Raw genomic sequence first — 25,110 nt, 5'->3', positions numbered from 1 at the left:
CCATGACCGAGCAACAGTCGCATAACGGCAACTGCCGTATCGTGGTGCTGATTTCAGGTTCCGGCACTAACATGCAAGCCATTCAGCAAGCCTGTCAGGCGGGTAAGGTGGCCGGTAATGTGGTCGCGGTTATCAGCAATAAGGCTGGCGTTGGTGGTTTAGCGAAAGCGCAAGCTGCGGGTATTGATACTGCAGTTCTATCGCACCGTGATTTTGACAGCCGCGAAGCATACGACGCAGAATTACAGCAATTAATCGACACTTATCGTCCAGATTTAGTGGTACTGGCTGGCTTTATGCGTATTCTAACGCCCGCCTTCACCCGTCATTATCAAGGGCGGATGCTTAACATTCACCCTTCTCTTTTGCCCAAATACAAAGGCACCCAAACGCACCAACGAGCGCTGGAAGCAGGCGACGAAGAGCACGGTGTTAGCGTCCATTTTGTGACCGAAGAACTAGATGGTGGACCGGTGATTTTGCAGGCTAAAGTACCGATCTTTCCAGGCGATACGGTTGAAGATTTGCAGGCCCGTGTGCATGAACAGGAGCACCGCATTTACCCGATGGTGGTGAATTGGTTCTGCCAAGGACGTCTTACGCTTGCCGCCGGGCAAGCGCAGTTAGATCAACAAGCGCTCGGTCCACAAGGCTACGCCGCCGATTAATCGGCGGCAGTTAACGCCGGTACCGAGAAGCTTTTTAATAGCAGTGTCGCTTGTTCGTCACCCTCTTTGATCTGTTGCAGCTTAACTAAGCTGTAATTCAACGTTGGTGCAAACCAATAATAGGTTTCGCGGCTACTCCCTGCATCACGAACGCGCTTTATTTTCACCGCTTCAACACTGCCGTAGGGTAAGCTTAACGTTTCTTCCCCAATTCGCGCGTATCGGTATTCATCCGGCTTTCCGCTCTCATTCACCACCGAATAGTCAAATTCCGTTTGGCCTTTGGCGACATCCCAACGTAACTGTTCGACCACACTGGCTTCATCCAGCAGGTTATCTTGCCACGGCACATTGATATTCCGACCGTTGTCTAAATTCACCACGGTTTCACGCTCACGGCGGAATTCCGCGGCAAAGGATTTATCCGAGCCTGTCCCAGTACGTTTATAGCGAAACGCGATAGGTTGAATATGCCCCGCGGTGGTCGTGAATTGACCACTGAGTTCACGGGTATCAGACAGAATGAACCAAGAAATATCGGTTTTCGTGAACAGTTGCCACTCCCCACCTTCCGTTCTTACTAACTCTCGAACGCCATCGCCATAGGAATCACCGCCACGGCGAATATCATATTTGGCGCTGTAGGGAGTTAATACAACATCTTGCTGCTCTGCGTTAACCTGAGACGCTTGCACAGGAGTGACTGCGGCGAGGCTTGCAGCCATCAATGCCGAGGAAATCCAGTTTTTCCTTACAACCTTAAACATGGTTCTCAACCTCTGTATTACTATGTTCTGAGTTATTGACAGTAAAAATCAAACAGGCGTTCAAAAATTTCTTGAAAATCGACAATGACTGATCTAACGTGACAGCATACTGGTCTGACCTCTAAATCGGAGTATAAAAACATGAGTGTCGCACTTTGGATCATCGCTACTGTATTGGTCGCTGCTATTTTGGCGTACCATCGTAGTAAATTACTGACTTTCAGCCTTGGGCTGGTGGTCATGTTCGCCGTTGGCCAATACTTGGGTGTTGTCGGCCCTGTATTGTGGACGATTTTAGCCGTACTGCTAGTGCCGCTAAACTTTACCCCAATCCGCCAAACGTTGCTAACTAAGCCATTACTTGGCGCTTATCGCAAGGTCATGCCAGAAATGTCTGACACCGAACGTGACGCCCTTGAGGCAGGCACCGTATGGTGGGAAGGTGAATTATTCCGCGGCAACCCCAATTGGCGGAACCTGCATAACATTCCTAAAGCACGCTTGAGTAAAGAAGAACAAGCGTTTTTAGATGGACCGGTCGAAGAAGTGTGTAAAATGCTGAACGACTGGGAAGTCACCCATGAGTTGGCGGACATGCCGGAACACGTGTGGCAGTATCTGAAAGACAATAAATTCTTCGCCATGATCATCAAAAAAGAATATGGCGGTCTCGAATTTTCTGCCTACGCGCAATCACGCGTATTGCAAAAACTTGCTGGCGTAAGCACCGTTTTAGCCAGTACCGTCGGCGTACCTAACTCTTTAGGCCCAGGCGAGTTATTGCAACACTATGGCACCGAAGAACAAAAGAACCATTACCTGCCGCGGTTAGCAAAGGGTGACGAGATTCCATGTTTCGCCCTAACCAGCCCAGAAGCTGGCTCAGATGCTGGTGCGATTCCCGACAGCGGGGTTGTTTGTAAAGGCGAGTGGAACGGCGAAGAAATCGTCGGTTTACGCCTGAACTTCAACAAACGCTACATTACCCTAGCGCCGGTCGCCACCGTTCTTGGCTTGGCATTCAAAATGTACGACCCTGACGGCTTGTTGGGTGGCGAGAAAGAGCTCGGCATTACCTGTGCGTTGATTCCTCGGGACACCAAAGGCGTCGAAATTGGTCGTCGTCACTTCCCGCTGAACGTGCCATTCCAGAACGGTCCAATCCGTGGTAATGACGTATTCGTTCCGTTGGACTATATCATTGGCGGTCAGAAGATGGCTGGCAAAGGCTGGCGTATGCTGGTTGAGTGTTTGTCTGTTGGTCGTGCAATTACCTTGCCTTCGAACAGTGCCGGCGGGATCAAATCTATCGCACTCGCCACTGGCGCATACTCGCGCATTCGCCGCCAGTTCAAATTGCCGATTGGTAAAATGGAAGGTGTGGAAGAAGCCATGGCGCGGATTGGTGGTAATGCTTACTTGATGGATGCGGTCACCACCCTATCGACCACAGCTATCGATTTAGGCGAAAAACCTTCAGTCATTTCAGCCATTGCCAAATATCACATGACCGAAAAGCTGCGCGCCTGTATGGATGACGCGATGGACGTGCATGGCGGTAAAGGCATCTGCTTAGGTCCAAATAACTACTTAGGTCGAGGCTACCAAGGCGTGCCAGTTGCTATTACCGTTGAAGGGGCCAACATCCTAACCCGTAACATGATGATTTACGGCCAAGGCGCCATTCGTTGCCATCCTTATGTGTTGGCAGAAATGGAAGCCTCTTCTGCAGAGGGCAACAGCGCCTTGAAGCAATTCGATAAGGCCATTTTTGGTCACGTAGGGTTCGCCTTCAGTAACTTTATTCGCTCGCTGTTCTTTGGCTTTGGTGGTCACCACTTCAGTTCAGCGCCATTCAGTGACTCAACCAAGCAGTACTACAAGCAGATGAACCGCTTTAGCGCGAACTTGGCACTATTGTCTGATGTCGCGATGGGTGTATTAGGTGGCTCATTGAAACGCAAAGAGCGTGTCTCTGCCCGCTTAGGGGATATGTTGAGCTACTTGTACTTAGCCTCTGCAACCTTGAAACGTTTCGATGACGAAGGCCGTCAACCGTCAGATCTAGCGCTGATGCACTGGGCAATGCAAGACACCTTATACAAGCTGCAAGAAAGCCAACTCGCATTGCTAGATAACTTCGGTGCAGTTGGAAGCCTGATGAAAGTCATCATGTATCCATTAGGCCGCATTGCACGCCGTCCAAGCGACAAAACGGACCATAAAGTTGCTCGCTTGCTAATGGCGCCAAACGAAAGCCGTGAGCGCTTAGGCGCAGGCCAATTCTTAGCCGTAGAAGGTCAATTTGGCTTCCTAGAGCAAACGCTGCGTGACATGATCGCCGCCGAGCCGCTTTATGACAAAATCTGTAAAGCCGCTAAGCAGCGCTTCAGCTTCACTCAGTTAGACGCACTAGCCGACAAAGGCTTAGAACTAGGCGTGATTAACCAAGAAGAAGCAGAGTTGCTAAAACGTGCAGAGCAAGGCCGCCTACGAGTCATCAATGTTGATGACTTCGACCCAGCCGATCTGCTCGCCGGCAAAGCCGCACGTGAGTATGCACTCAAGCATGCCGATAAAAGCGAAGCGGCCGCATAACGCACCCCGCTAAGCAAAAGCCCGCTTCACCGCGGGCTTTTTTGTGCCTGCCAATTCTTTACCGCGACCCTAGGCTTGGGCTCGCGGCATCGTCAGGGTTGAGGGAAGGCTCGGGGTTGCTTGTTCTCTACCACGGCGATTAGCTTGGGTACGTCGGCATCGTGAGGGGCTGGAGGGCGCGTGGTGTGTAGGCGCTCAGAGGGTCATTGCACGGCACCCCTCCGGTTCACGAAGCTGGGGAAAAAGCCGCTCAAGCTCATCCATGAGGCGCTTAGTCTCCGGCCGTCCATGGCCGGAGATACTTTTTCCCCAGCTTCGCGCCCCAACGTTGTGCATTACATGTGGGAGGCGTCGCGCCTACACCCCAAGCTTAGGGCTACGGAGAAGCGATGCCGATGCAACACCAAGCGCGCCGTGGCAGAGAACAACCAACCCCAAACGGGCTGTCTGAAGCTAACCGATAAAGGCTGATACTTCTTTACTGCGGCTTTCCGCGATGGTGGACGGCATCGCTTCTCCGCACCTATTGGGCTCGGGGTGTGGGCGCGTTTTCCTCGATATTGATTGGCGTGTCGTTGGGGCGCGGGGGCTCCGGTAAAAAGCATCTCTGGCCAGGGAGGGCCAGAGACTGAGCGGCCATGGATGGCTCGAGCGTCTTTTTACCGGAGACACCGTGAACCGGCGGGACGCTGAGCACTCACCACCCCAGCGCCCACACCCCGAGCTTTCCCCAACCCTGACGATGCCGCGAGCCCAAGCCTAGGGCCGCAGTAAAGAATTTGCAGGCATAAAAAGCTCGCGGTTACTCGGGTTTGCGCATTAGCGCGTAGCAGAGTACCGAGGCTAATCCGCAGCTACCGATTGTCCAAGACATGGCAAAGTCGCTATAGAGGCCTAGTTGATTGACGCCCATACTGGCGAATCCGGCAATAAGAAATTGCAAACTGCCGGTGACTGCGGATGCGGAGCCGGCACGCTCGGCTTGTTCGGCTAGGGCGCCAGCCATGGCATTGGGGAATACTAAGCCAAGTGTGGCGATAAACATAAACAGTGGAATTAAGATGGCCCAGAAATTACCGATCGTTGCTGCTAGGGTCCACATCAATACTGAAACGGTGGCCAAGATGGGTAATGAGACATTAAGAATTTTTCGGGCACTGTAATGCTTTAGCAGCCAACCATTCACTTGCGAAAAGCCAATGATGCCACAAGCATTTAGGCCGAATAACCAGCTGTAATGTTCTGGCGTAAGGCCAAATACGTCAATAAAAACCTTGGGGGAACCAGTAATGTATGCAAACAATCCGGCTTGGGCAATCCCGCCTGTGAGTGAGAAACGCAGGAACGTTGGATCTTTTAGCACCGACCAATAGGTGGTGGCACTCTCACGCATCCTAACATCATAGTTAGCGCCGCGGGTTTCCGGGAGTTTATAGCGTACGGCAAGTAAGCAGAAAAAGCCGATTGCCGCAATCATCAAGAAAATCGCTTGCCAACCGAACCCTTTAGCGATGTAAGCGCCAAATAACGGTGCTAATATCGGCGCTACGCCCATCACCAAAATCAAGAACGAAAACACCCGCGCTGAGGCTTGCGGCGTGTACATGTCGCGAACCATTGCTCTGGCGATTACGATTCCCGCACAGGCTCCTACTGCCTGTAAAAAGCGTAGGATAATTAACGTGGTTATATTTGGCGCCCAAGCACAAGCCAATGAGGTAACGATGTAAATCACTAGGCCAAAATACAGCGGCTGCTTACGGCCAAACTTATCGGTTGCGGTACCGTAAAGTAATTGGCCAATGAATAAGCCAAAAAAGAATGCCGTTAACGATAGCTGAACTTGGTCGCTTTTGGCACCGAAACTCTCAGCAATCGCATTAAAGGCTGGCAGGTACATATCAATCGATAGTGGTGCAAATGCTGTCAGCAACGCCAGAATCACCACGGTTAAATCAAATTTTGCTGTGTCAGACACAGTGTATTGCATGGTTTTACCCTAAACGTCAGGAGAAATGAAAAAGGCGGTCGCCGTTGGGCTAACCGCCTGATAGTTATGCGCTAAAGGCTTATACGGCCCTTTGCCGAGCTTTGATCAGCCGTTACTTTGCGGCTTGATAGGCTTGCGTGGCAAATTCCGTTGGCCGCTTCAACACCTTGATGTCGCGCGCGTAGTCCACCAACGACTGGGCGTAATCGATTTGGGTATTAGTTGCCCGCCCCATTAAAGCGATAGTACGTAATGTCCGCCAACCATCTTGGCCGCCGGCAATAAAGCTGTTTGTCACCATGGTATAGGTTTGGCGTGGACGAATACCTTGCCAGCTTTGGGTGGCCTTATCCCACACTTTTAAGTTACTTACCCGATCACCCTCAGGGGCTTGCATATTAACGCTGTACTGAATACCAGCGCCATATGGGTAGGCGCCAAACGAGCCATCTGGGGTAATGGCGTAAGTCAATGCTTGTTCCATTGCTTGTTTGAATTCGGCACCGGTAATTTTCAGTTTCACCAAGGTATTGGCAAACGGCAGTACTTCAAAAATTTGCTTCACGCTCAGTGGTCCGGCAGGGATATCGGCGCGCACCCCACCACCATTTTGAATAGCAAAATCGGCGTCCGGTACCGCGTGTAAGAATGCTTCCGCGACGACTCGGTGCGCACCAGAGCTGATACCCGCGGCGCAGCCTGGTTTACGGGGTTCTCCGACGGATTGCTTACAAATGGTTTGAGGAACGTCAGCCACCACTTCATTGGCAAAAGCGGACAGTTTCTCCGCATAACCATCGATCATTGTTTGCGTTGCTGGATCGGGCGCGATAAAGGTAAAAGCACCACTCGCTTCTAGCGCATTTTTTACCGGCTCTAAGGTAGTTACCATGCCTTGCTCAGGTTTAATGTCACCTAACAGCATGTGGGGTTGGCCGTTACATGAGGCGACATTGCCCTTACCATCAAATTGCACATGTAACTCACCCACCGCTAACGCGTATTGATAAGCATGAGCAATGCATACAGGCTGTCCAGAGGCATTGGTTTCGATGGTCGGATATGGGCCTTTACTGTCTAACCCAAACTCGGCAAAGTTTCCGAGCAGGGTATGTGAGTCTCCACCAATAATCACGTCTATTGCAGGTACGGCTTTGGCCAATGCCAAATCATTCTGATAGCCCCAATGCGTTAACAGAATGATTTTCTCGATGCCTTGCTGTTGTAACTCTGCCACATAACGCTTTGCTGTCGCAGTCTCATCAAAGAACTGCGTTTCTGGGTCTGGCTGCGACGAGTTTTTGGTTTTATTCGCTATGGTTAAGCCAATAATCGCAATTTTCTCACCTTGTCGCTCGACGATGGTGTAGGGTTTGAAGCTATCCCACGGCCCCTTTGGCGTGAGTGCAGATTGGCCCACCTTGGGTTGCGTATTAGCACTCAATACTGGGATCTTGCAGCTCGGCGTTTGTAGCTGGTCAAGAAAGGTTTTTAGTCCCGCATCACTGTGGTCAAACTCATGGTTACCGATGGTGAAAGCATCAAAACAAACCTGCGTCATCCAGGTCGCGTCAGGTTTGCTGCCGAAGCGGGTGTAATACAAGCTACCGGTCACTGCATCACCAGCATGCAGCGTCAGTTCAGGGCTGTTTTCCTTGCGCAACTTTTTAATCATCGCGACTGCGCGGCCGACTCCACCCGCTTCTGCTACCCACGTTTGACCGCCCCACTCGATATTAAGGGGCCGTTGGTCCAGCGAACTGTGGTGGTCGTTCATGTGAATAATGGTTAAATCTAACGGTGCCTTGGGCGCCGTTGATGTGCTCGCGCAACTGCTCAACAATATGCAACTTGCAATGGCTGTTAAGCCAATTAGGAATAGTTTTTTCATACCTCAATGCCTTATTTCAGGAGGCCGATTTCACGCAATCGCCGCATCAAATAGTCATCCGCAGTAATCGCCTCATCACGTTTCGGATTATCTTCGCTGACACAGCTAGCTAACGGATCAATGATGACGTCAGGATTAAAGTGTAGGAAAAACGGGATCGAATAGCGTGATTGGCTACTGTAAGGCGCTGGCGGATTAACCACTCGATGCGTCGTTGACGGCAAGGTGTAGTTGGTTAGGCGCTGTAACATGTCGCCCACGTTACAGATGATCGCGCCTTCTATAATTGTCACCGGAATCCAGTGCCCCTCTTTAGAAAGCACTTCTAAACCCGGTTCGCGTGAGCCGACTAACAGGGTAATCACATTAATATCTTCATGCGCTCCGGCACGCACTGATGGCGTACCTTCGTCAATAATTGGCGGATAATGTAGCGGACGCAGGATAGAGTTACCTTGGTTAACGCGCGAACGGAAAAAATCTCGCGGCTGTTGCAAATAAACCGCTAACGCCTCTAATACTTGGTTACCCAGCTCGTCTAACGCGTCATACAATGCCAACATATCGCGCTTAAAGCGCGGTAACTCTTGTGGCCAAATGTTTGGCAGCAGTTGTGGATATGGTGGTTTACCTTCAACTTCGCGTCCCACATGCCAAAACTCTTTTAAGTCCACATGCTTAGCATCTTTGGCGATTTCTGTTCCAAACGGCGTGTAGCCACGCGCGCCACCTTGCCCTTCGATAAAATACTGCTGCTTAACCGCTTCAGGTAAGTCGAACAATTCTCGAGTGGCATCTAAGGCGTTATCGATGATTGCCTGGTCGATGCCGTGGTGAGTTAACGCCACGAAACCGTTTTTCTCATAGCCTTCGCCGACTTCGTCAGCAAAGGCTTCAAATTGCTGCTGGTAATGGCGCATATCGATATGCGGTATGGAATGCATGGGGTACCTGTATCAGTATTGCTGTCTAGGCTGCATAGTCTAAAAATTCAGATGCCAAAGCACAAGCAAAATCCCCAAAGTAAAGCTTTCGTAAAAGCCTGAACTCAGCGTCGAGAACGAGCGTCTGAACAGGTACCTTAATAGGACATTTCTCAATATGAGGATTAACAACATGAAGAAGACATTCGTTATTGCCAGCATTTTTGGTTTAACAGCACTATCTGCCAACAGTGCGTTTGCACAACAAGCACCGCAGTCTGCCGGCAGCAGCAAAACCTATGCGGAATTCGCCATCGAAGACTTCGATGACATTCCAGCGGACAACGGCATTCGTCTTCAAGGCAGTTACGATATCGGCAACGATATTTTTGTTTCTGGCTACTACCGTCGCGCGGATGCCGACAACGGCAGCGATCCAGACAGCTTCGCAGTATCTGCCGGAAAGTATTTTTCGCTTGGACGCGGGTTGGCCGACGGCCTGAGTTTAGACCTTGGCGCAACAGCGGGTCGCGTAGATTTTGGCGCAGCCGATAGCAGCTTTTATGGCGTGCAAGCGAACATTAGCCAACGTATCGATATGTTCGAGTTTCATGCCGGCACGCGTTGGATTGATTACACAGATGGTGATGACGATCTACAAGCCAATATTGGCGCACGCATGATGCTTAATAGTCAATGGTCAGTTGGGCTCGATTTTGCAGAGACCGAACTTGGCGACCTATGGGGCATTAACGCGCGCTATAGCTTCTAATCGTACATAACTTAGAAGCAAACTCTCTATTCAATTAACGCGGTTCAGGCTATGCTGACAAGGATGTCTCATAGTCAGTTAACGAGCCGCTTATGTCAGCTAACCTACCGTCATTTTTTCAGCTCTATCAGCGTTTAATCTCAATCCCTTCGGTGTCGTGTCTCGACCCGAGTTGGGACACCAGTAATAAACCCGTTATTGACCAACTGGCTGAGTGGCTTGAATCATTGGGCTTTAGCGTCGAGGTTAAGGCGTTGCTCACGAGTCCTGGTAAATATAATTTGCTGGCCCGTTATCAGCCGCATAACGAACGCCAAGGAGGATTATTGCTATCGGGACACACCGATACCGTTCCTTGGGATGAAGGGCGTTGGCAATTTGATCCATTTAAGCTCACCGAAAAAGATAATCGCTGGTATGGGCTGGGCTCAGCCGATATGAAAGGCTTTTTTGCCTTCGTCATCGAAGCACTCAAAAGTGTCGACATAAACGCCCTGAAAAAACCATTGACGATTTTAGCCACCGCAGATGAAGAGACCACCATGGCGGGTGCTCGGGAGCTCAACGCGTTTACTGCGTTTAAACCCGACTTTGCGGTGATTGGCGAACCGACTTCCATGGCGCCTATTAAAATGCACAAAGGACACCTAACCAACGCGGTAAAAGTGATCGGGAAAAGTGGCCATAGCTCAAACCCCGCGGCAGGAGTGAATGCCATCGACATCATCCATGAAGTTATTGGTGAACTAAAAACGTTGCGCCAGCATTTGCAACAGCGCTATCAACAGCCAAGTTTCGAAGTCCCCTATCCAACCATGAACTTCGGTCATATCCACGGCGGCGACGCGGCCAACCGGATTTGCGCCTGCTGTGAGCTACATATCGATTTACGCCCATTACCTGGCATGGATCTGGCGGAGTTTAGCGGCCTCATTCAACAGCAACTGGGCGGCATCCAACAACGCTATCCCGGTGCCATTGAAATCATTGATATGCATCCACCCATTCCGGGGTTCGCTTGTCCTGACCAGTCTCCTTGGTTACAGCTCGCTGAAGCGTTGAGTGGTGAAACCGCCGCTGCGGTAAACTATTGCACTGAGGCACCGTTCGTACAGCAATTGGGTTGTGACACTATCGTTATGGGGCCGGGCTCTATTGCCCAAGCGCATCAGCCCAATGAATTTATCACTTTGGCAGAGATCGATCCGGCTCAGCAGCAAATTCGAGAATTAATTCGCCGCGTTTGTGAGTAGCTTTTTCACTGGTGCGAAGCTGCGGCGGTGAATTTTACAAGGACCAAAGTGCTGTAATTGCGCCAAATGAAATGCCGTTGGGTAGGCTTTGTGGCGATCGAAACCATAGTCGGGGAAGTGCTGGTGCCACTCCAGCATCTGCCGATCTCGCTCAACCTTTGCCAAAATTGACGCTGCTCCAATGCATTCCTCCAACGCATCGCCGCCGACAATAGCACGGGCGGGGACAGTTAATTTGGGCAGCCGATTACCATCCACCAATACTTCCGTCGGGGCAACCGGTAACGCTTCCACAGCTCGTTGCATGGCCAGCATGGAGGCATGCAATATATTTAGCTGGTCAATCTCATCGACATCACATTGTGCTATTGCCCAATACAAGGCGTTGGCTTTAATCTCGTCGCTTAAACGTTGGCGCTTTTTTTCACTCAATTTTTTAGAGTCATTAATCCCGACGATGGGTTTCGCCGGATCAAGAATAACCGCAGCAGCGACAACTGGGCCTGCGATTGGCCCTCGACCCGCTTCATCGGTTCCACATATCCATTCCATAGACTTCTCGTGACTGCTTTTTGGCATCGGTGTATGTTACTTAGCATTAACCGAAAATGCGAGATCCAACAATGACAGCAATAGCAGATAAAACCATTTGGTTAACCGGTGCATCTTCCGGCATCGGCCTAGCTTTAGCAAAGCAACTGGCCAAACATGGCGCCAAACTGATTCTGTCGTCGCGCAATCAGCAGGCCCTTGAGCAATTGCGCGATAGCCTGCCAAACGCCGCTCAACATCAGGTACTGGCATTAGACCTTAGCCAACCTGAACAAGCAGTAGAAACCGCCGCAGCAGCGCTACAGGGCGTGGATATCGACATTCTCATCAACAACGCCGGAATATCCCAGCGCAGCCTAGCGTTAGACACTGCTATGCCTGTCTACCGCCAACTGATGGAAGTCGACTACTTTGCGGTGGTCGCACTCACTCAATGGCTATTGCCACAAATGGTTGAACGCCAACAAGGACATATTGTGACGGTCTCTAGTGTGGCGGGAAAAGTCGGCACTAAAATGCGCAGTGGCTACTCAGGGGCTAAATTTGCGGTGTTGGGCTACATGGACTGTATCCGTGCCGAAATGCAACAACACGGCATTGTTTGTACGTCTATTCTTCCGGGTTTTGTGCATACACAAATTGCCCACAACGCACTCACTGGCGATGGCTCTGCACGTGGTAAAGCCGATCAAGACAATGCCTCCGGCATCAGTGCGGAACAATGCGCCAAAGAAATTGTTACCGCAATCCAAAAAAACAAGGCCGAAGTAGTGGTCGCAAAAGGCTTAAGCAAACTCGCACCGACCCTACAACGTTGGTTTCCGGGACTAATACGACGTTTAACGGCAAATCGTTAACAAATGTTTCGATGACTTTATTTAAACATAAACAAATGTTATTTTTTTGTTTTTTAGAATTACAATAAAGGATATAACTCCGATGAAGTTCGTAAGGTTTTTTCTGATTGCCATAGCATTTGCTACACCCACCATGGCATCAGCGGCTCAGCAACCGGTAAAACACTTTGCCCAACTCCCCATGGTGAAGTCTCCAACAGTATCACCTGACGGCAACTATATCGCTGTATTGGTGAATAACGGCGAGAACTACAATGTTGCGGTGACGCCGTTCGATAAAAACAACCTCGTTAACGTTGTAACTGTTAAGAAAGGCGAATCAAGAATTGAGTCAGTGACTTGGGCGAATAATGAACGCTTGCTGGTTAAAGCCAGCTACGTTGAGAGCATCGCCGGCAAAAATTTCAAGCTCGGAAAGCTTTACGCAGTCAACAAAGACGGTTCGGACTTAACTGAAATCCGCAGTCGTGCTTCTCGCGACGATCGTTATGCTCGCTATCGGAGCAAAACCAATGTCATCAGCTACTTAAAAGACGACCCGAAACATATTCTACTCCAAGGGTACAGTGAGCGAGACGAGTACCCGGTCGTTTATAAAGTAAATATTTACGACAACAACTTCGAAAAGCTTTTTGCTAACCATTACAAAGTCTCTTCGTGGTATGCCAACCAGAAAGGTGAAGTGGTTTTAGGTCTGGCATACGGAGAGGAAAATCCCAATTTAAGAAAGTTTTGGTATCGCCAACCAGGGACCGAGGAATGGTCTGTTATCGGTGAGTACGAGGCGGGTGAAAATGCTGTTTTCAATCCTGTCGCATTCGATTCTGATAAAGGTTTAGCATACGTACTAACGGACTATAAGACGGGCGTCATGTCCCTTTACACCTTTGATATTAAAAAAGGTGTGTATGCCGATCAAGTATATAGCAATGAAAACTATGATCTAGAAGGCGTCATTTTGGAGAACGACAAAGTTGTTGGTGTGAGGTACTACGACGACTATCTCGAACAGCATTATTTCGAACCGGAAGACCATAAACTGAACCAATTAATTAAAGGTAGCTTTAAGGCTTTTGAAGCCACGGTAGCCGCCAAAAGCCGAAACAATAAGAGGGTTATCGTTTACGGCATTCGCGACAATATGCCGGGCACCTATTATTTAGTCGATCTGAATAAAGGCACAGCAAAACCTTGGTTTAGCCAATACCCCTATCTTAGTGGTAAGCCGTTATCGACTAAACAAAATTTCAGCTTCAAAACCTCAGATGGCCTGACTATTACGGGTTATTTGTCACGCCCGCTTAATTCCGATGGTAAGGCGCCATTAGTCGTATTGCCTCACGGCGGTCCAGCCGCTCGTGATTACAAATATTTTGACCCCCTAGCACAGCTATTAACGAGTCGTGGATACGCGGTGCTTCAACCAAATTTCCGCGGTTCTGCGGGCTTTGGCTCGGCGTTTGAAGCGAGCGGTTACAAAGAGTGGGGCTTAAAAATGCAAGACGACGTTATTGAAGCCGTCGACTGGGCTCTACAACAAGGCGGGATTGACAAAGACCACATGTGCATGGTGGGCTTGAGTTATGGCGGTTACGCTGCTGAAACTGCGGCTTTCAAAACGCCGGAGAAATTCAACTGCTTTGTGAGCGTTGCTGGTGTCTCTGATATCGAAGCATTCGTCAGCAAAGATCGTGCTTTCGGCGTGTTGGACTCTTTACGTCAAGATATGGTTGGCAACGTAGAAAATCCAGCAGACGTTAAACGTATGCGAGAAAATTCGCTAGTCCACCATATTGATGCGGTTAAAAATCCTATTCTGCTTATACATGGCGATAGAGATACTCGTGTGTCGACATCTCAGTCGCAGAATATCTATGAAAAGCTAAAAAATGCGAACAAGCCGGTGCAATACATTGAGCTTGAATATGGTTCTCACTTTTTAGACAGCGAACCGAATCGCATCAAGGCGTTTTCCGCAATAACCGACTTCTTAGAAAAACATATCTAAGACTTCTCTACCCAGGGGTGCTAACTGACTGTTAGCACCCTTTTGGGTTGTAAACTACTTCCCAAACATGGCCATCTAAATCGCGAAAATAGCCACCGTAGCCACCCCAAAATAATTCGCTTGGCGCTTTTAACCACTGTGCTCCTGCAGCCCTAGCCTGAGCCATAACCCTATCAACCTCGGCATGGCTATCAACGTTATGCGCGATCATCACCGCTGAGCCATGCGTGGATACTTCAATATCTAATTCTGCAGCCATACTTTTTGCAGGCCATAAAGCTAACACTAAGCCTCCCGCTAAATGGAAGAAAGCACAGGCGCCATTGTCGTATTTTTCTCCAACAATCCCCTCTGTCTTTAGTCCTAAGCCGTCACGGTAAAAAGTCAAAGCTCGCGCTAAGTCAGCAACAGCCAATGTAATCACACTGATTTTTGCGTCCATAACTCATCCTTTAGGCATAAAAAACCGGCCTAAGCCGGTTTTTTGGGTGTTTACACCATATTCACTAGCATACTGCTAGGATCTTCCAAGAACTCTTGCCAACGACGATTAAACCGGGCAATGGTTCCTCCATCAATAATGCGGTGGTCACCCGACCAACTTACCGTCATGATCTTCCGGCTTACCACATTACCGTCAGCATCGAAGCGTGGCAGTTCCTGCACCTTGCCAAGTGCAACAATTGCCGCTTCAGGTTTGTTAATAATCGGGGTCGCCACAGTACCGCCAATCACCCCAATATTAGAGATGGTAATAGTGCCACCTTTCATATCTTGCTGCGATACTTTACCCTCGCGTGCCGCTTGGGTGAGGCGATTAACCTCTTCTGCAACACCAAGAATACTGCGCTGATTTACTTGCTTAACGTTAGGTACCAACAAGCCAATTTTAGTGTCGACTGCCATGCCGATATTGTGATCATCAAAATAGGTCACTTCGGTGCAATCATCGTTCACTTGCGCGTTGATGATCGGGAATTCTTTCAATGCCAACGATAACGCTTTGATAAAGAACGGCATCACCGTTAGACGAATTCCCTGCTTCTCGTACTGGCCTTTAAGTTTTTGGCGCAACGCAATCAGTTCGGTAACGTCGAATTCGTCGGCATAGGTGAAATGTGGAATGGTAGCAACGGAATCCGCCATTTGCTTCGCCATAGCCGCTTTAACGCCACGAATAGCCTCTGTGCGAGTACCACCAGATACAGGCTGTTGCGATGCTGACGCCGCGTTAGAGGCACTTACATTACCACCTTGTTGGTGACGCTTGAGGTCGTCCTTTAACACCCGACCTTTCTTGCCAGAACCCGCAACACTGGCAATATCAATGTCCATCTCACGTGCCAAGCGACGCACCGCTGGGCTCGCTACCGCTTTGCCTTGTCGCGCTTTCGCAGCAGGCTCAGCTTGCTCTGTGGCACTGCTTTGCGCCGCAGGGGTAGCATGACTCTCAGGTTCGGCATTAGAGGAACTCTCTACTGCTGCACCATTCGCTGGCTGCAGTGCGAATAGTGGCTCATGCACCTTAGCGATATCACCTTTTTGATAATAAAGTTTGGCGACTTTTCCATCTTCTTTGGCTGGAATTTCCACCATCGCTTTATCGGTCATTACCTCAACGACAGGTTGGTCTTCTTTCACTTCGTCGCCTTCAGCGACTTTCCATTCAACAATTTCGCACTCAACAATACCTTCACCGATATCGGGCAAGATAAAATCTGTGGTTGCAGCCGAGCGGCTATTCGTCGGCGCAGGTTTAGCGTCCTGTTGCGCCTGCTGTTGAGGTTTTTTCGGCGCTTCGTCAGTACTACCGTCGGCTGGATTGATCGCAAACAACGGCGAATGAACTTTGGCGATGTCGCCTTTGGCGTAGTATAACTTTTCTACCACGCCGTCTTCTTTTGCTGGAATCTCAACCATCGCCTTATCGGTCATGACCTCGACCACTGGCTGGTCTTCTTTTACCGAGTCCCCCTCGGCCACCAACCATTCGACGATTTCACACTCAACGATACCTTCGCCGATATCCGGTAAAATAAAATCTTTACTCATGACGATGGGTCCTTAGTAATTCATCGAGCGTTTAATGGCTTCGTAAATTTTCAAATGATCCGCCATATACTCTTTTTCGTGACACAGTGGGTACGGTACATCAATACCGCTTACACGAGCGATAGGTGACTCTAAGTACAAGAAGCAACGGTCCTGGATGGTCGCGGCAATTTCGCTCGCAAAGCCACCAGTGATGGGTGCTTCTTGGCTGATCACTAAGCGGCCCGTTTTCAGTACCGACTGGGCGACAGTTTCTACGTCCCAAGGGACGATTGTGCGAAGGTCAATAACTTCACATGACACACCATCTTGCTCGGCTTTTTCCACCGCCTTCTCGGTCATTTCCATCTGCGCGCCCCAGCCCAGAACGGTAATATCTTTACCCTCTTTCACGACTTCGGCTTGACCCAGTGGAATGGTATATTCTTCTTCCGGAACCTCACCCACAGCAGCACGATAAAGGCGCTTCGGTTCCATGAACAATACCGGGTTTTTATCAAAAATAGCACTCAGCAATAGTCCTTTAGCTTCATAAGGATTACGCGGCACGACAATTTTCAAACCCGGGGTGTGCGCAAAATAGGCTTCTGGTGACTGCGAATGGTAATGACCACCAGCAATCCCGCCACCGTATGGCGTACGGATGGTCAAGCCACCCACATTAAACTCGTTTCCTGAGCGATAGCGGAATTTCGCTGACTCGTTAACGATTTGGTCAAACGCTGGGAAGATGTAATCGCCGAACTGAATTTCCGCCACCGCATAACTGCCTTGCGATGCTAAACCGTTGGCAAAACCGATAATCCCTTGTTCTACCAAAGGGGTATTGAAGTTACGGTGTTTGCCATACTTCTCGGTTAAACCAGAGGTGGCACGGAACACCCCGCCAAAACCGCCAGTGTCTTCACCAAAACTATAAACGTTGTCATGTTTTGCCATCGCCAGGTCGAGTGCGCTGTTGATGGCTTGAAGTAAGTTCATTTTAGCCATTAGTCGAGTCTCCCTGACGTTTTCGGGTAGGCATCTGGATATTTCGCGATATGCTCTTTCAGCTCCGCCAACTGCTCTTTTAACAGTGTGGTTGGCTGGTCGTAAACGTCATTGACTAACTCGTCAATGTGCGGCGCAGGCACTTTCTCCGCTTCTTTGAGCGACGCCAATACCGCGGCTTTGACTTCTTCTAAGTGTTGTTCGATATGTTCTTCGGTCAACCAACCTTCGTTCATCATCCACTTTTGCAGGCGTTCAAGGGGATCTTTCGCGCGCCAGCCCTCTTCCTCATCGCGTGTACGATAGCCGGTAGGGTCATCTGATGTCGAGTGAGCCGACATACGATAAGACATTGCCTCAATCAAAACCGGTTCGTTTTCTTCCACAGCGAGTTTACGCGCAAGTTGCGTTGCTTTTAACACGGCAAAAACATCGTTCCCATCAATACGGATGGTTTTCATCCCGTAACCGATGCCGCGTGGCGCAATACCGTCGCCACCATACTGCTCGCCTTGAGACGGTGTCGAAATCGCATAGCCATTGTTACGGCAGAAGAAAATGACTGGTACTTTGTATACCGATGCCATATTCAATGCGGCATGGAAATCGCCCTCGGAAGCAGCGCCTTCACCGAAATAGCAAATAGTACACTTGCCTGTTTTATCCATTTTCTGCCCATAAGCGTATCCCGTTGCTTGCGGAATTTGTGTGCCTAGCGGCGAAGAGATGGTCATAAAGTTGAGGTCCGCACAGCCATAGTGGACAGGCATCTGCCGACCTTTACCCAAATCTTTCTCATTCGAGAATAGCTGGTTCATAAACTGTTCGACCGTAAACCCACGGTACGCTAGCGCACCCTGTTCACGGTATTGCCCCATGATCATGTCACCATCATCAAGGCCTGCAGCAGACGCCACACTTTCAGCCTCTTCACCGCGCGAAGCAAGGTAGAAGCTGATACGCCCTTGGCGCTGAGCAGCAATCATGCGCTCATCCAGAATGCGGATAAAGTGCATGGTGTCGTAGATCTTCATGATCAGTGCTTTGTCGAACTCAGGAAGATCGGCGCCCTTGTGCAAACTGCCATCCTCTTTGAGGATCTGCAGCATTGGAATTGAGACCGACTCGGCACCAAACCATTTTGGTTTGGTAACGATCTCCATATTGTGTTTTTTATCCTTTGCCATAACCTTCTCTTCTCGGTTTTCGCTTTTTGGGAAAGTGCGCTAACTTTACCTTTACGTAAAGTGACATGCAAACAACCAACGTGAGTTATTCAGCCGAATACCCTGTAAATTGCCGCAAACACCTATAAGGTTAGACCAGTGTTAACTGATCCGTCGAAATCTTAATCACTGTCAACAATGCCCGTTGCCCAATAGCCACGTTGGCGTTAGGGAAGATGATCCGTTCTTCATCATGCTCCACGTGGTAGGCTTTATCACCATCCATTGCTAATAATTCGCCTTTGTTAAACGGCGTGAAATTAGCAACATCATCGGCAAACGCCAGGCTGAAATCTTGTTGCGTTCTATTGATGGTGCGGGCTACGTCGTACACCTCGATTTGTTCAGGTTCAAACGCCGCATGTGTTAACTCGTCTTGGCTAATTAAGCGCCGTAATTGGGTTTCTGCGGCAGCAAATTTGCTCCGGTCATTTTCGCCAAATCCCCTTACTTTTCCCAACTCCACGGTAAAAGCGTCGGCGCCGAATTGACGCGAGGTAAAATAGGAAAATGTCGTTGTCGGCGCTTGGTTAAGCAGAATTGCGGTGACACCACAATCGCGCAAGAATTGTAACTGAGCGATTTTGTAGGCGCCGCCATGCAAGTACGGATATACCGCAAATTTTTCCCGCTTAGAGTCGCGAATCGCGGTGTGCAAATCATAATGGTAACGGCGCCGCTCGCCCTGCGGTGCTTCCTGATAAAAACGCGTAACATACTGCTCAATCTTTGCCGCACGTTCACGTTCACGGTTACGAATACCGCCTTCACTGTGAGCACCGCTAAACAAGCGGTTCATGTTCTCTTCTACGAAGCGTTGCCCGGCATTAATTGATGCGGGATTAGCGAACAAAAACAACGTGCGGTGTTTAACCGCTTGCTTACCTGCCAGAATATCGTTGATGACGTCTCGACAAATCTCAATCGGAGCGGTCTCGTTGCCGTGAACCGCAGCGGATAGCACAATGTCTTTGTCGCCAGCCTGCACGGGGGTAACCACCATCACCCCCGAATCCCACACCGAAATGCCAGTACCATCAACTAATTGGGTATGAAAACTGTCCGTTACACCCCATTCGTTATCACGAGTCCACTGTAAAAAATCGTCGTGTTGGAAATCCACTATCCACTCCTCGGTTATTTTTTTCCGGGTTTAAGATGATGAGTTGCTAGTAGCGCCCGCAGCACTCTCGAACGATACTCGCGCCGATAAAGCACCACTAAAACCACTGCCGTAGCAGCAATCATTAGTGCTGGGTGCAAGAACCACGCTAAAAACGCTAAGGCAAAATAGTACGAACGCAAACCGTTATTGTATTCATGTCCAGACTGGTCGATGACTTTTGCGGTATTTTTGGCAAATTGTTGGCGTTGTTCTAGGGCAATGTTTTGTTGGTGATAGCCCGGGGATGCCCCCAATAACACCGAGACAAAGCCAAACTGACGAATTGCCCAGGTAAACTTAAAAAAGGCGTAGACAAAAATCATTGCCAATATCGCTAACTTAAACTGCACATTCACAATGTTGGTATCTGGAGTGAAGGGTAAGTCGTGAAGCACCGTAACCACTTCTTCGCTGTTGGCGAGTACGGTAATGACCCCGGCTAATACCAGAATGGTTGATGAAGCAAAAAAGGTCACCGTGCGCTCGACGTTTGCAATCAATGCTGCATCGGCAACTTGGTTTTCTTTCTGCATCACGACATTCATCCATTCCACCCGTAAGGTACAAAGAATACTCGATAAACTGTGGGTGGTTTTCGCCCGCTTACGAGCGAATAGAGTGTAGCCAACCCAGCAACAAAAGAAGCAAGCAAACGCAAACCAATCGAGCAATGTCAGCGACATAAACGCAGATCCTTTCGGCCCATAGAGGCAATCAAAAATGTAGGATAGGTACGATAGTTTACCAATTTATGACAGCAGATACGACAACGCCGATGCAAAGCACCGGCGTTGTATCTTCGACCTATCTCACGCTTAATATTTATCAAGCGCTTCTTTCGTTGTCATGTCCTTCGCGGCTGGTGGCTTGGCCCAACCATACCAAGATAACATATGGCGGAAGCCTCTTTTGGTATCGTTCAGAATCAAGTACAAGCACGGGATCAGCACCAAGGTAATGATCGTTGCAAACAAAATACCGAATGCCAACGAGATTGCCATCGGTATCACGATCTTGGCCTGCAAACTGTCTTCTAGAACAATGGGTAACAGCCCGAAGAAGGTCGTCAACGATGTTAGGATAATTGCGCGGAAACGTTTACACCCAGCATCTAACGCCGCTTTACGCAAATCTACGCCTTCAGCACGGGCGCGGTTAACATAGTCCACCATCACCAAACTATCATTTACCACCACACCCGACAGCGCAATAATCCCGAAGAAGCTCAAGATACTGATCGGCATGCCGAGAATCCAGTGCCCCATTATCGCGCCAATAATACCAAACGGGATAACCGACATGATAATCAGCGGTTGGCTATATGAGCGCAATGGAACGGCCATTAACGCATACACTGCAAACATCGCCAGTAGTCCACCAACCTTCAACGAACTCATGGCTTCTGCTTCATCTTGGCTGGCACCGTCAAGGCCAAAACTCACTGACGGATGGCGGTCCAAAATAGGTTGAATTTTTTCTTGTCTCACTTGTTGGACAATCTTGCTAGGTTCAACCGACGATTTGTCTACTTTTGCACGCACATTAACCGACCGAACACCGTCAATACGCGTAATTGTGCTGTAGCCTTTCGCATTTTCCAGCGTTGCAAGCTCTGTAAACGGAATTTCAGCACCATCGGCGGTACGCAGCTTCATATCTTCCAAATTGCCAACCGAACGACGTTGCGACAGTGGATAGCGCACCATCACTTTCACTTCTTCGTCGCCACGCTGCACTCGCTGTGCTTCTGCACCATAAAATGCATACCGGACTTGGGTCGCCAGCTCAGATAAGGTAATCCCCATGGCATTTGCTAACGGCTTCAAGTGCAAGGTGATCTCATCCTTACCTTCACCAAAGGTATCCTCAATATCGTAGACTCCTGCGAAGCCCGCTAACGTTTTCTTCAGTTCATCGGCTGCGGCGGACAACTCTGCTAAGTTGTCACCACTTAATTGGAATTCCAAATCGGAACCACCTCCTCCGCCAATTGAAGCGCGGAAATCTAACGCTTTCACACCGGCAAGTTCAGGGGTTTGCTCACGCCACTGGTTAACTACCTCAAAGCCATCAATTTCGCGGTCCTCGCCCTTTTTCAACTCTACAAATACTGAGCCACTGTCAGTTCCGTTTAGCCAAATATTGGTATGTCGAACAACTCCTTCGCCCTCATTTTCTTTAATGCTAGCGTTCACTCGTTGCAACGACTTTTCCACTTGGTTAAGCACCTCAATGGTTTGCTGCTCACTGGTCCCTGGCTGCATACTCACGTTGGCTTGAATAAAATCACTTGGGATATTAGGGAAGAATACCGAACGGATGAAACCACCGGCAATTAAGCCTCCCATCAAAATCATCAAGCCAAAGAAAAATGCTAACGTGGTATAGCGGTAATGTAAGCACTTCTTCAAAAACGGGCGGTAATGGTTATAAACAAAATTCATTACCGATGCTGAAAAGCCGTTTCGGAAACGCTGAAAAGCATTAGGGTTCTCGTTGCCATTTTTTGAGAACTTCATGTGCACAATGTGCGCTGGCAGAATCAGTTTTGACTCAACCAGCGAGAAGCCTAGACATAAAATAACAACCCAGGCAATTGATTCCCAAATACCGCTCATTCCACCTTCAACCATGAGCATTGGAATGAACGCTACCATGGTTGTCAGAACCCCAAATGTTGCGGGCATCGCGACCTTTTGTGCACCACGAATGACGTTGTCCGCAGATTTGCCATGCTCCTCGATTTCGGTATAGGCACTCTCACCGATAACGATGGCATCATCCACCACTATCCCCAACACCAAAATAAAGCCGAACAGTGAAATCATGTTTATCGAGATATCGAACATCGGGGTCGGCATCAACGCCAGCGTACCCAAGAAGCACACAGGGATCCCCAACATTACCCAAAACGCTAAACGCAATTGCAGGAATAGCGACAACATCACAAACACTAGCAGGCCACCCATCAGCATATTGTCGAACATCAAATCCAACCGACCTTGCAAGTAATATGACGAATCGCCCCAGTAGGCTAGCTTCACTCCGTCTGGGAGAGAGTCTTTGCGCTGCTCAACATAATCGCGAACGGTTTTCGCAATTTTAAGGTCGTTTTGATCACCCACTGATTGCACCCGAATAAACACCGCGGGTTGGCCGTCAAAGCGTGTGTAACTTTGTTCTTCTACGAAGCCGTCATCGACGTGTGCGATATCCCCTAAAAGCAAACGAGTGCCATCAGGGCGACTGATCAGTGCAATATTTTTAAATTCTTCGCCGTTATAAGCTTGGTTATCAGCGCGCAGTAAAATGTCGCCATTCGGTGTTTTGATGGAACCGCCACCGACATCGATCGAGGTACCTCGAACAGCATTCGCAATATCAGCAAAGGTTAGGTTGTAACGCTCTAGGTCAGCTTGCGAAATTTCAATTGAGATTTCATAGTTGCGCGCCCCAACAACGACTGCTTTAGTGATGGTGCCTGTCGCTTTCAAATCATCTCGAATTTCTTTGGCCAACTCCTTGCGCGAGCGCTCGTCGAGATCGCCGTAGACACTCATCCAGATGACCTGCCGTTGCGGGCGAATGCGATAAATATTAGGCTTCTCGATTTGGTTGGGGAAGTTAGGAATAGCGTCCACCAACATCTTCACTTCATCCATCACGACTTGCACATCATAATCAGGCTCAACTTCAACCTCAACCGACGCCAAGCCCTCATTTGATGTGGAGGTAATTTGCTTGATTCCATCGACATCTTTGATCGCCTCTTCGATCAACATGGTCACGCCTTCTTCAACCTCTTGGGGCGCAGCACCAGGAAACGGCACCTGAATACTGATGGTATTCAATTCAATTTCTGGGAACATCTGCTTGCGAATAACGTTTGCTGCCAACAAACCACTCACAATAATGATGAACATCAACAGGTTAGCTGCAACGGAGTTTTTCGCGAACCACGCAATAATGCCTTTTTGTTGTTCTTCCATACCTGTACTCTCTTAGCCGCCCGACTTTTCAGTAGCTTGTTCATCAGTTTTTGCCGCCGTTTCCATCTGTTCCGGAAGCGGATCGCCTGGCAAACGAACATCCATACCTGGTAGTGGATCTTCCAACTGCGTTAGCATTACTCGGTCACCAGGGTTTAGACCGTCACTGACTAAACTCAGGTTGTCTTCGTTACGCACTACCGTAACCGACTTTTTCTGCAAAGTACGCTCATCAGTAACCACCCATACGCCGCCATCGTGGGTTAGTGCGTAGCTTGGAATTTCATAGACATCGTGAGCTCGCACACCTTCAATTTCCGCTTGTACAAACCGTCCAAAACGTAGCACTTCAGAGTGGTTGGCTTTGTCTAAACTATAAGGATCTTTAACTTGCACAACGCCATAAATTACCCGGCTATTTTCATCAATTACGCCTTCGGTACGTACTAAGTGTCCCATCCATTGGCGCGGTTCACCTGCTACTACGGATGTCAATTTTACTGGCGGATATTGGTCATCTTCGATGTCACTTGGGTTTCGGATAAACGCCATATTTTGGTCGCTAAGAGGCACTCTTACTTCAGCAATATCGGTGCCCAACAACATTCCTACCTGGGTGCCTGTACTAACATATTGGCCTAAATCAGCGACTTTGCTTTTCAGAACGCCAGCAAAAGGTGCCCTAATAGTGGTTCGTTCTAAATCACGCTTAGCTTGGGCCAAACGCGCTTGCGCTGATTCAACATTTGCTACAGCACTGGCTAACTGAGGTTTACGTAGACCCAATTCAGGGATTTTACCCTCTTGGATAGAAGCCCATTCTTCCTTGGCAACTTTTCCTCGAGCTTTTTCTTCCTCTAACGCCGCTTGTGCTTGCAACAAATCTGCTTTCGCTTGTTGCACCGCTGCTTGATAATCTGACGGGTCAATTTGGACCAACATATCGCCTTTTTTGAAAAAACCACCAGCAACATATTGATCAGCTACATCAATAATTTGTCCGCTAACCTCGGCGACCAAGTTGGTAGAAAACTTCGGCTTTACCGTTCCTTGCGACTCCACCATAAAGGTTTTATCGACCGGTTCTGCCTTCAGCACCTCCACCATGACCGCGGGTTTTTGTTGCTGACGCATTTCAGGTGGTTTACGGGCCATTGACGCTAGCACCGCCAATAAAATAAAAAGCACAATGACCAGAGGCGGGATTACCGCGCGTTTTTTAAATTTCATAATGCGTGAGTCCTTAAAATTAACCCATTTGGTTATAAGCTTATTATCGCTAAAACCTCACAATACTGTTAGTGGCTTTATGTTGCGATATGTGTGTTCAAGGGGCGAGATTGTAACTGACTGTTTCAGAAACACTTCTTGTGAGTATAACAATGCCTTTACAAAGCTTAACAATCCTG

19 protein-coding genes are annotated in these 25,110 nt (G+C 49.0%); 6 read left to right on the top strand and 13 right to left on the bottom strand.

All coding sequences use genetic code 11. From position 1 onward, the window contains the following. The first annotated feature begins 2 nt into the window (after positions 1 to 2). Positions 3 to 668, top strand: coding sequence for a phosphoribosylglycinamide formyltransferase (purN, locus tag CWI84_RS10270; RefSeq protein WP_126842499.1), 666 nt, complete (start codon positions 3 to 5; stop codon positions 666 to 668). Here the strand turns inward: purN and CWI84_RS10265 are convergent. Further along, on the bottom strand, positions 665 to 1,435 hold the full coding sequence (locus tag CWI84_RS10265) for a DUF3108 domain-containing protein (protein ID WP_126842498.1): 771 nt from the start codon (positions 1,433 to 1,435) through the stop codon (positions 665 to 667). The genes purN and CWI84_RS10265 overlap by 4 nt on opposite strands. Positions 1,436 to 1,576: 141 nt before the next feature. Between CWI84_RS10265 and fadE the strand changes: the two genes are divergently transcribed. Further along, positions 1,577 to 4,033 carry an acyl-CoA dehydrogenase FadE gene (gene fadE / locus CWI84_RS10260; RefSeq protein ID WP_126842497.1) on the top strand — a complete coding sequence of 819 codons (2,457 nt, stop codon included), beginning with the start codon at positions 1,577 to 1,579 and terminating at the stop codon, positions 4,031 to 4,033. Between the two features lie 802 nt (positions 4,034 to 4,835). Here the strand turns inward: fadE and CWI84_RS10255 are convergent. From CWI84_RS10255 to CWI84_RS10245, 3 genes are all read right to left on the bottom strand, one after another. Next, entirely contained in the window at positions 4,836 to 6,023 is a 1,188-nt protein-coding gene (locus tag CWI84_RS10255; protein ID WP_126842496.1) for a multidrug effflux MFS transporter, read from the bottom strand. A gap of 112 nt (positions 6,024 to 6,135) precedes the next feature. After that, complete coding sequence (locus CWI84_RS10250; RefSeq protein ID WP_126842495.1) at positions 6,136 to 7,914, bottom strand: bifunctional metallophosphatase/5'-nucleotidase; 1,779 nt, start codon at positions 7,912 to 7,914, stop codon at positions 6,136 to 6,138. Between the two features lie 11 nt (positions 7,915 to 7,925). Then, positions 7,926 to 8,858, bottom strand: a complete 933-nt coding sequence (locus CWI84_RS10245) for an isopenicillin N synthase family dioxygenase (RefSeq protein WP_126842494.1) — start codon at positions 8,856 to 8,858, stop codon at positions 7,926 to 7,928. A gap of 172 nt (positions 8,859 to 9,030) precedes the next feature. Between CWI84_RS10245 and CWI84_RS10240 the strand changes: the two genes are divergently transcribed. After that, positions 9,031 to 9,609: an outer membrane beta-barrel protein gene (locus tag CWI84_RS10240; RefSeq protein ID WP_126842493.1), complete on the top strand. Its 579-nt coding sequence runs from the start codon at positions 9,031 to 9,033 to the stop codon at positions 9,607 to 9,609. A 92-nt stretch (positions 9,610 to 9,701) separates the two neighbouring features. Continuing rightward, positions 9,702 to 10,862 carry an acetylornithine deacetylase gene (gene argE, locus CWI84_RS10235; protein ID WP_126842492.1) on the top strand — a complete coding sequence of 387 codons (1,161 nt, stop codon included), beginning with the start codon at positions 9,702 to 9,704 and terminating at the stop codon, positions 10,860 to 10,862. On the opposite strand, the gene rnhB is transcribed toward argE, so the two are convergent. Further along, positions 10,839 to 11,441, bottom strand: coding sequence for a ribonuclease HII (gene rnhB, locus CWI84_RS10230; RefSeq protein ID WP_126842491.1), 603 nt, complete (start codon positions 11,439 to 11,441; stop codon positions 10,839 to 10,841). The two genes, argE and rnhB, sit on opposite strands and share 24 nt — an antisense overlap. 44 nt (positions 11,442 to 11,485) lie before the next feature. Between rnhB and CWI84_RS10225 the strand changes: the two genes are divergently transcribed. Together CWI84_RS10225 and CWI84_RS10220 are read left to right on the top strand one after the other, a co-directional pair. After that, the gene (locus CWI84_RS10225) at positions 11,486 to 12,271 is read left to right on the top strand and encodes an SDR family oxidoreductase (RefSeq protein WP_126842490.1); all 786 of its coding nucleotides are present in this window, start codon (positions 11,486 to 11,488) and stop codon (positions 12,269 to 12,271) included. Positions 12,272 to 12,503: 232 nt separating this feature from the next. Continuing rightward, the gene (locus CWI84_RS10220; RefSeq protein ID WP_198674512.1) at positions 12,504 to 14,279 is read left to right on the top strand and encodes an alpha/beta hydrolase family protein; all 1,776 of its coding nucleotides are present in this window, start codon (positions 12,504 to 12,506) and stop codon (positions 14,277 to 14,279) included. 31 nt (positions 14,280 to 14,310) lie between these two features. On the opposite strand, the gene CWI84_RS10215 is transcribed toward CWI84_RS10220, so the two are convergent. The 8 genes from CWI84_RS10215 to CWI84_RS10180 all read right to left on the bottom strand — a co-directional run bounded on the left by CWI84_RS10215 (position 14,311) and on the right by CWI84_RS10180 (position 24,931). After that, the gene (locus CWI84_RS10215) at positions 14,311 to 14,721 is read right to left on the bottom strand and encodes a VOC family protein (RefSeq protein ID WP_126842488.1); all 411 of its coding nucleotides are present in this window, start codon (positions 14,719 to 14,721) and stop codon (positions 14,311 to 14,313) included. Positions 14,722 to 14,771: 50 nt separating this feature from the next. Continuing rightward, positions 14,772 to 16,331, bottom strand: a complete 1,560-nt coding sequence (locus CWI84_RS10210) for a dihydrolipoyllysine-residue acetyltransferase (protein ID WP_126842487.1) — start codon at positions 16,329 to 16,331, stop codon at positions 14,772 to 14,774. 12 nt (positions 16,332 to 16,343) lie between these two features. Further along, positions 16,344 to 17,321: an alpha-ketoacid dehydrogenase subunit beta gene (locus CWI84_RS10205; protein ID WP_126842486.1), complete on the bottom strand. Its 978-nt coding sequence runs from the start codon at positions 17,319 to 17,321 to the stop codon at positions 16,344 to 16,346. After that, complete coding sequence (locus CWI84_RS10200) at positions 17,321 to 18,508, bottom strand: thiamine pyrophosphate-dependent dehydrogenase E1 component subunit alpha (RefSeq protein ID WP_126842485.1); 1,188 nt, start codon at positions 18,506 to 18,508, stop codon at positions 17,321 to 17,323. The genes CWI84_RS10205 and CWI84_RS10200 overlap by 1 nt, the downstream gene beginning before the upstream one ends. 130 nt (positions 18,509 to 18,638) lie before the next feature. Beyond that, positions 18,639 to 19,670 carry a succinylglutamate desuccinylase gene (gene astE / locus CWI84_RS10195; RefSeq protein ID WP_126842484.1) on the bottom strand — a complete coding sequence of 344 codons (1,032 nt, stop codon included), beginning with the start codon at positions 19,668 to 19,670 and terminating at the stop codon, positions 18,639 to 18,641. A 14-nt stretch (positions 19,671 to 19,684) separates the two neighbouring features. Further along, positions 19,685 to 20,395, bottom strand: coding sequence for a DUF599 domain-containing protein (locus tag CWI84_RS10190; protein ID WP_126842483.1), 711 nt, complete (start codon positions 20,393 to 20,395; stop codon positions 19,685 to 19,687). A 132-nt stretch (positions 20,396 to 20,527) separates the two neighbouring features. Further along, positions 20,528 to 23,701, bottom strand: a complete 3,174-nt coding sequence (locus tag CWI84_RS10185) for an efflux RND transporter permease subunit (protein ID WP_126842482.1) — start codon at positions 23,699 to 23,701, stop codon at positions 20,528 to 20,530. Positions 23,702 to 23,713: 12 nt separating this feature from the next. Further along, positions 23,714 to 24,931, bottom strand: a complete 1,218-nt coding sequence (locus CWI84_RS10180) for an efflux RND transporter periplasmic adaptor subunit (RefSeq protein ID WP_126842481.1) — start codon at positions 24,929 to 24,931, stop codon at positions 23,714 to 23,716. Positions 24,932 to 25,110: the final 179 nt, after the last annotated feature.

Origin of the sequence: Idiomarina tyrosinivorans, from assembly GCF_003987475.1 — a bacterium.
Lineage (GTDB): Bacteria > Pseudomonadota > Gammaproteobacteria > Enterobacterales > Alteromonadaceae > Idiomarina > Idiomarina tyrosinivorans.
This window is presented reverse-complemented; position numbering and strand designations above follow the sequence as displayed.

What these genes read in the sequence shown, in the direction of transcription:
- argE (WP_126842492.1), top strand. Translation starts at nt 9,702, where the DNA reads ATGTCAGCTAACCTACCGTCATTTTTTCAGCTCTATCAGCGTTTAATC.
- CWI84_RS10205 (WP_126842486.1), bottom strand. Translation starts at nt 17,321, where the DNA reads ATGGCTAAAATGAACTTACTTCAAGCCATCAACAGCGCACTCGACCTG.
- CWI84_RS10265 (WP_126842498.1), bottom strand. Translation starts at nt 1,435, where the DNA reads ATGTTTAAGGTTGTAAGGAAAAACTGGATTTCCTCGGCATTGATGGCT.
- CWI84_RS10255 (WP_126842496.1), bottom strand. Translation starts at nt 6,023, where the DNA reads ATGCAATACACTGTGTCTGACACAGCAAAATTTGATTTAACCGTGGTG.
- CWI84_RS10225 (WP_126842490.1), top strand. Translation starts at nt 11,486, where the DNA reads ATGACAGCAATAGCAGATAAAACCATTTGGTTAACCGGTGCATCTTCC.
- CWI84_RS10245 (WP_126842494.1), bottom strand. Translation starts at nt 8,858, where the DNA reads ATGCATTCCATACCGCATATCGATATGCGCCATTACCAGCAGCAATTT.
- CWI84_RS10185 (WP_126842482.1), bottom strand. Translation starts at nt 23,701, where the DNA reads ATGGAAGAACAACAAAAAGGCATTATTGCGTGGTTCGCGAAAAACTCC.
- CWI84_RS10200 (WP_126842485.1), bottom strand. Translation starts at nt 18,508, where the DNA reads ATGGCAAAGGATAAAAAACACAATATGGAGATCGTTACCAAACCAAAA.
- rnhB (WP_126842491.1), bottom strand. Translation starts at nt 11,441, where the DNA reads ATGCCAAAAAGCAGTCACGAGAAGTCTATGGAATGGATATGTGGAACC.
- CWI84_RS10250 (WP_126842495.1), bottom strand. Translation starts at nt 7,914, where the DNA reads ATGAAAAAACTATTCCTAATTGGCTTAACAGCCATTGCAAGTTGCATA.
- CWI84_RS10190 (WP_126842483.1), bottom strand. Translation starts at nt 20,395, where the DNA reads ATGTCGCTGACATTGCTCGATTGGTTTGCGTTTGCTTGCTTCTTTTGT.
- purN (WP_126842499.1), top strand. Translation starts at nt 3, where the DNA reads ATGACCGAGCAACAGTCGCATAACGGCAACTGCCGTATCGTGGTGCTG.
- fadE (WP_126842497.1), top strand. Translation starts at nt 1,577, where the DNA reads ATGAGTGTCGCACTTTGGATCATCGCTACTGTATTGGTCGCTGCTATT.
- CWI84_RS10180 (WP_126842481.1), bottom strand. Translation starts at nt 24,931, where the DNA reads ATGAAATTTAAAAAACGCGCGGTAATCCCGCCTCTGGTCATTGTGCTT.
- CWI84_RS10240 (WP_126842493.1), top strand. Translation starts at nt 9,031, where the DNA reads ATGAAGAAGACATTCGTTATTGCCAGCATTTTTGGTTTAACAGCACTA.
- CWI84_RS10215 (WP_126842488.1), bottom strand. Translation starts at nt 14,721, where the DNA reads ATGGACGCAAAAATCAGTGTGATTACATTGGCTGTTGCTGACTTAGCG.
- CWI84_RS10210 (WP_126842487.1), bottom strand. Translation starts at nt 16,331, where the DNA reads ATGAGTAAAGATTTTATTTTACCGGATATCGGCGAAGGTATCGTTGAG.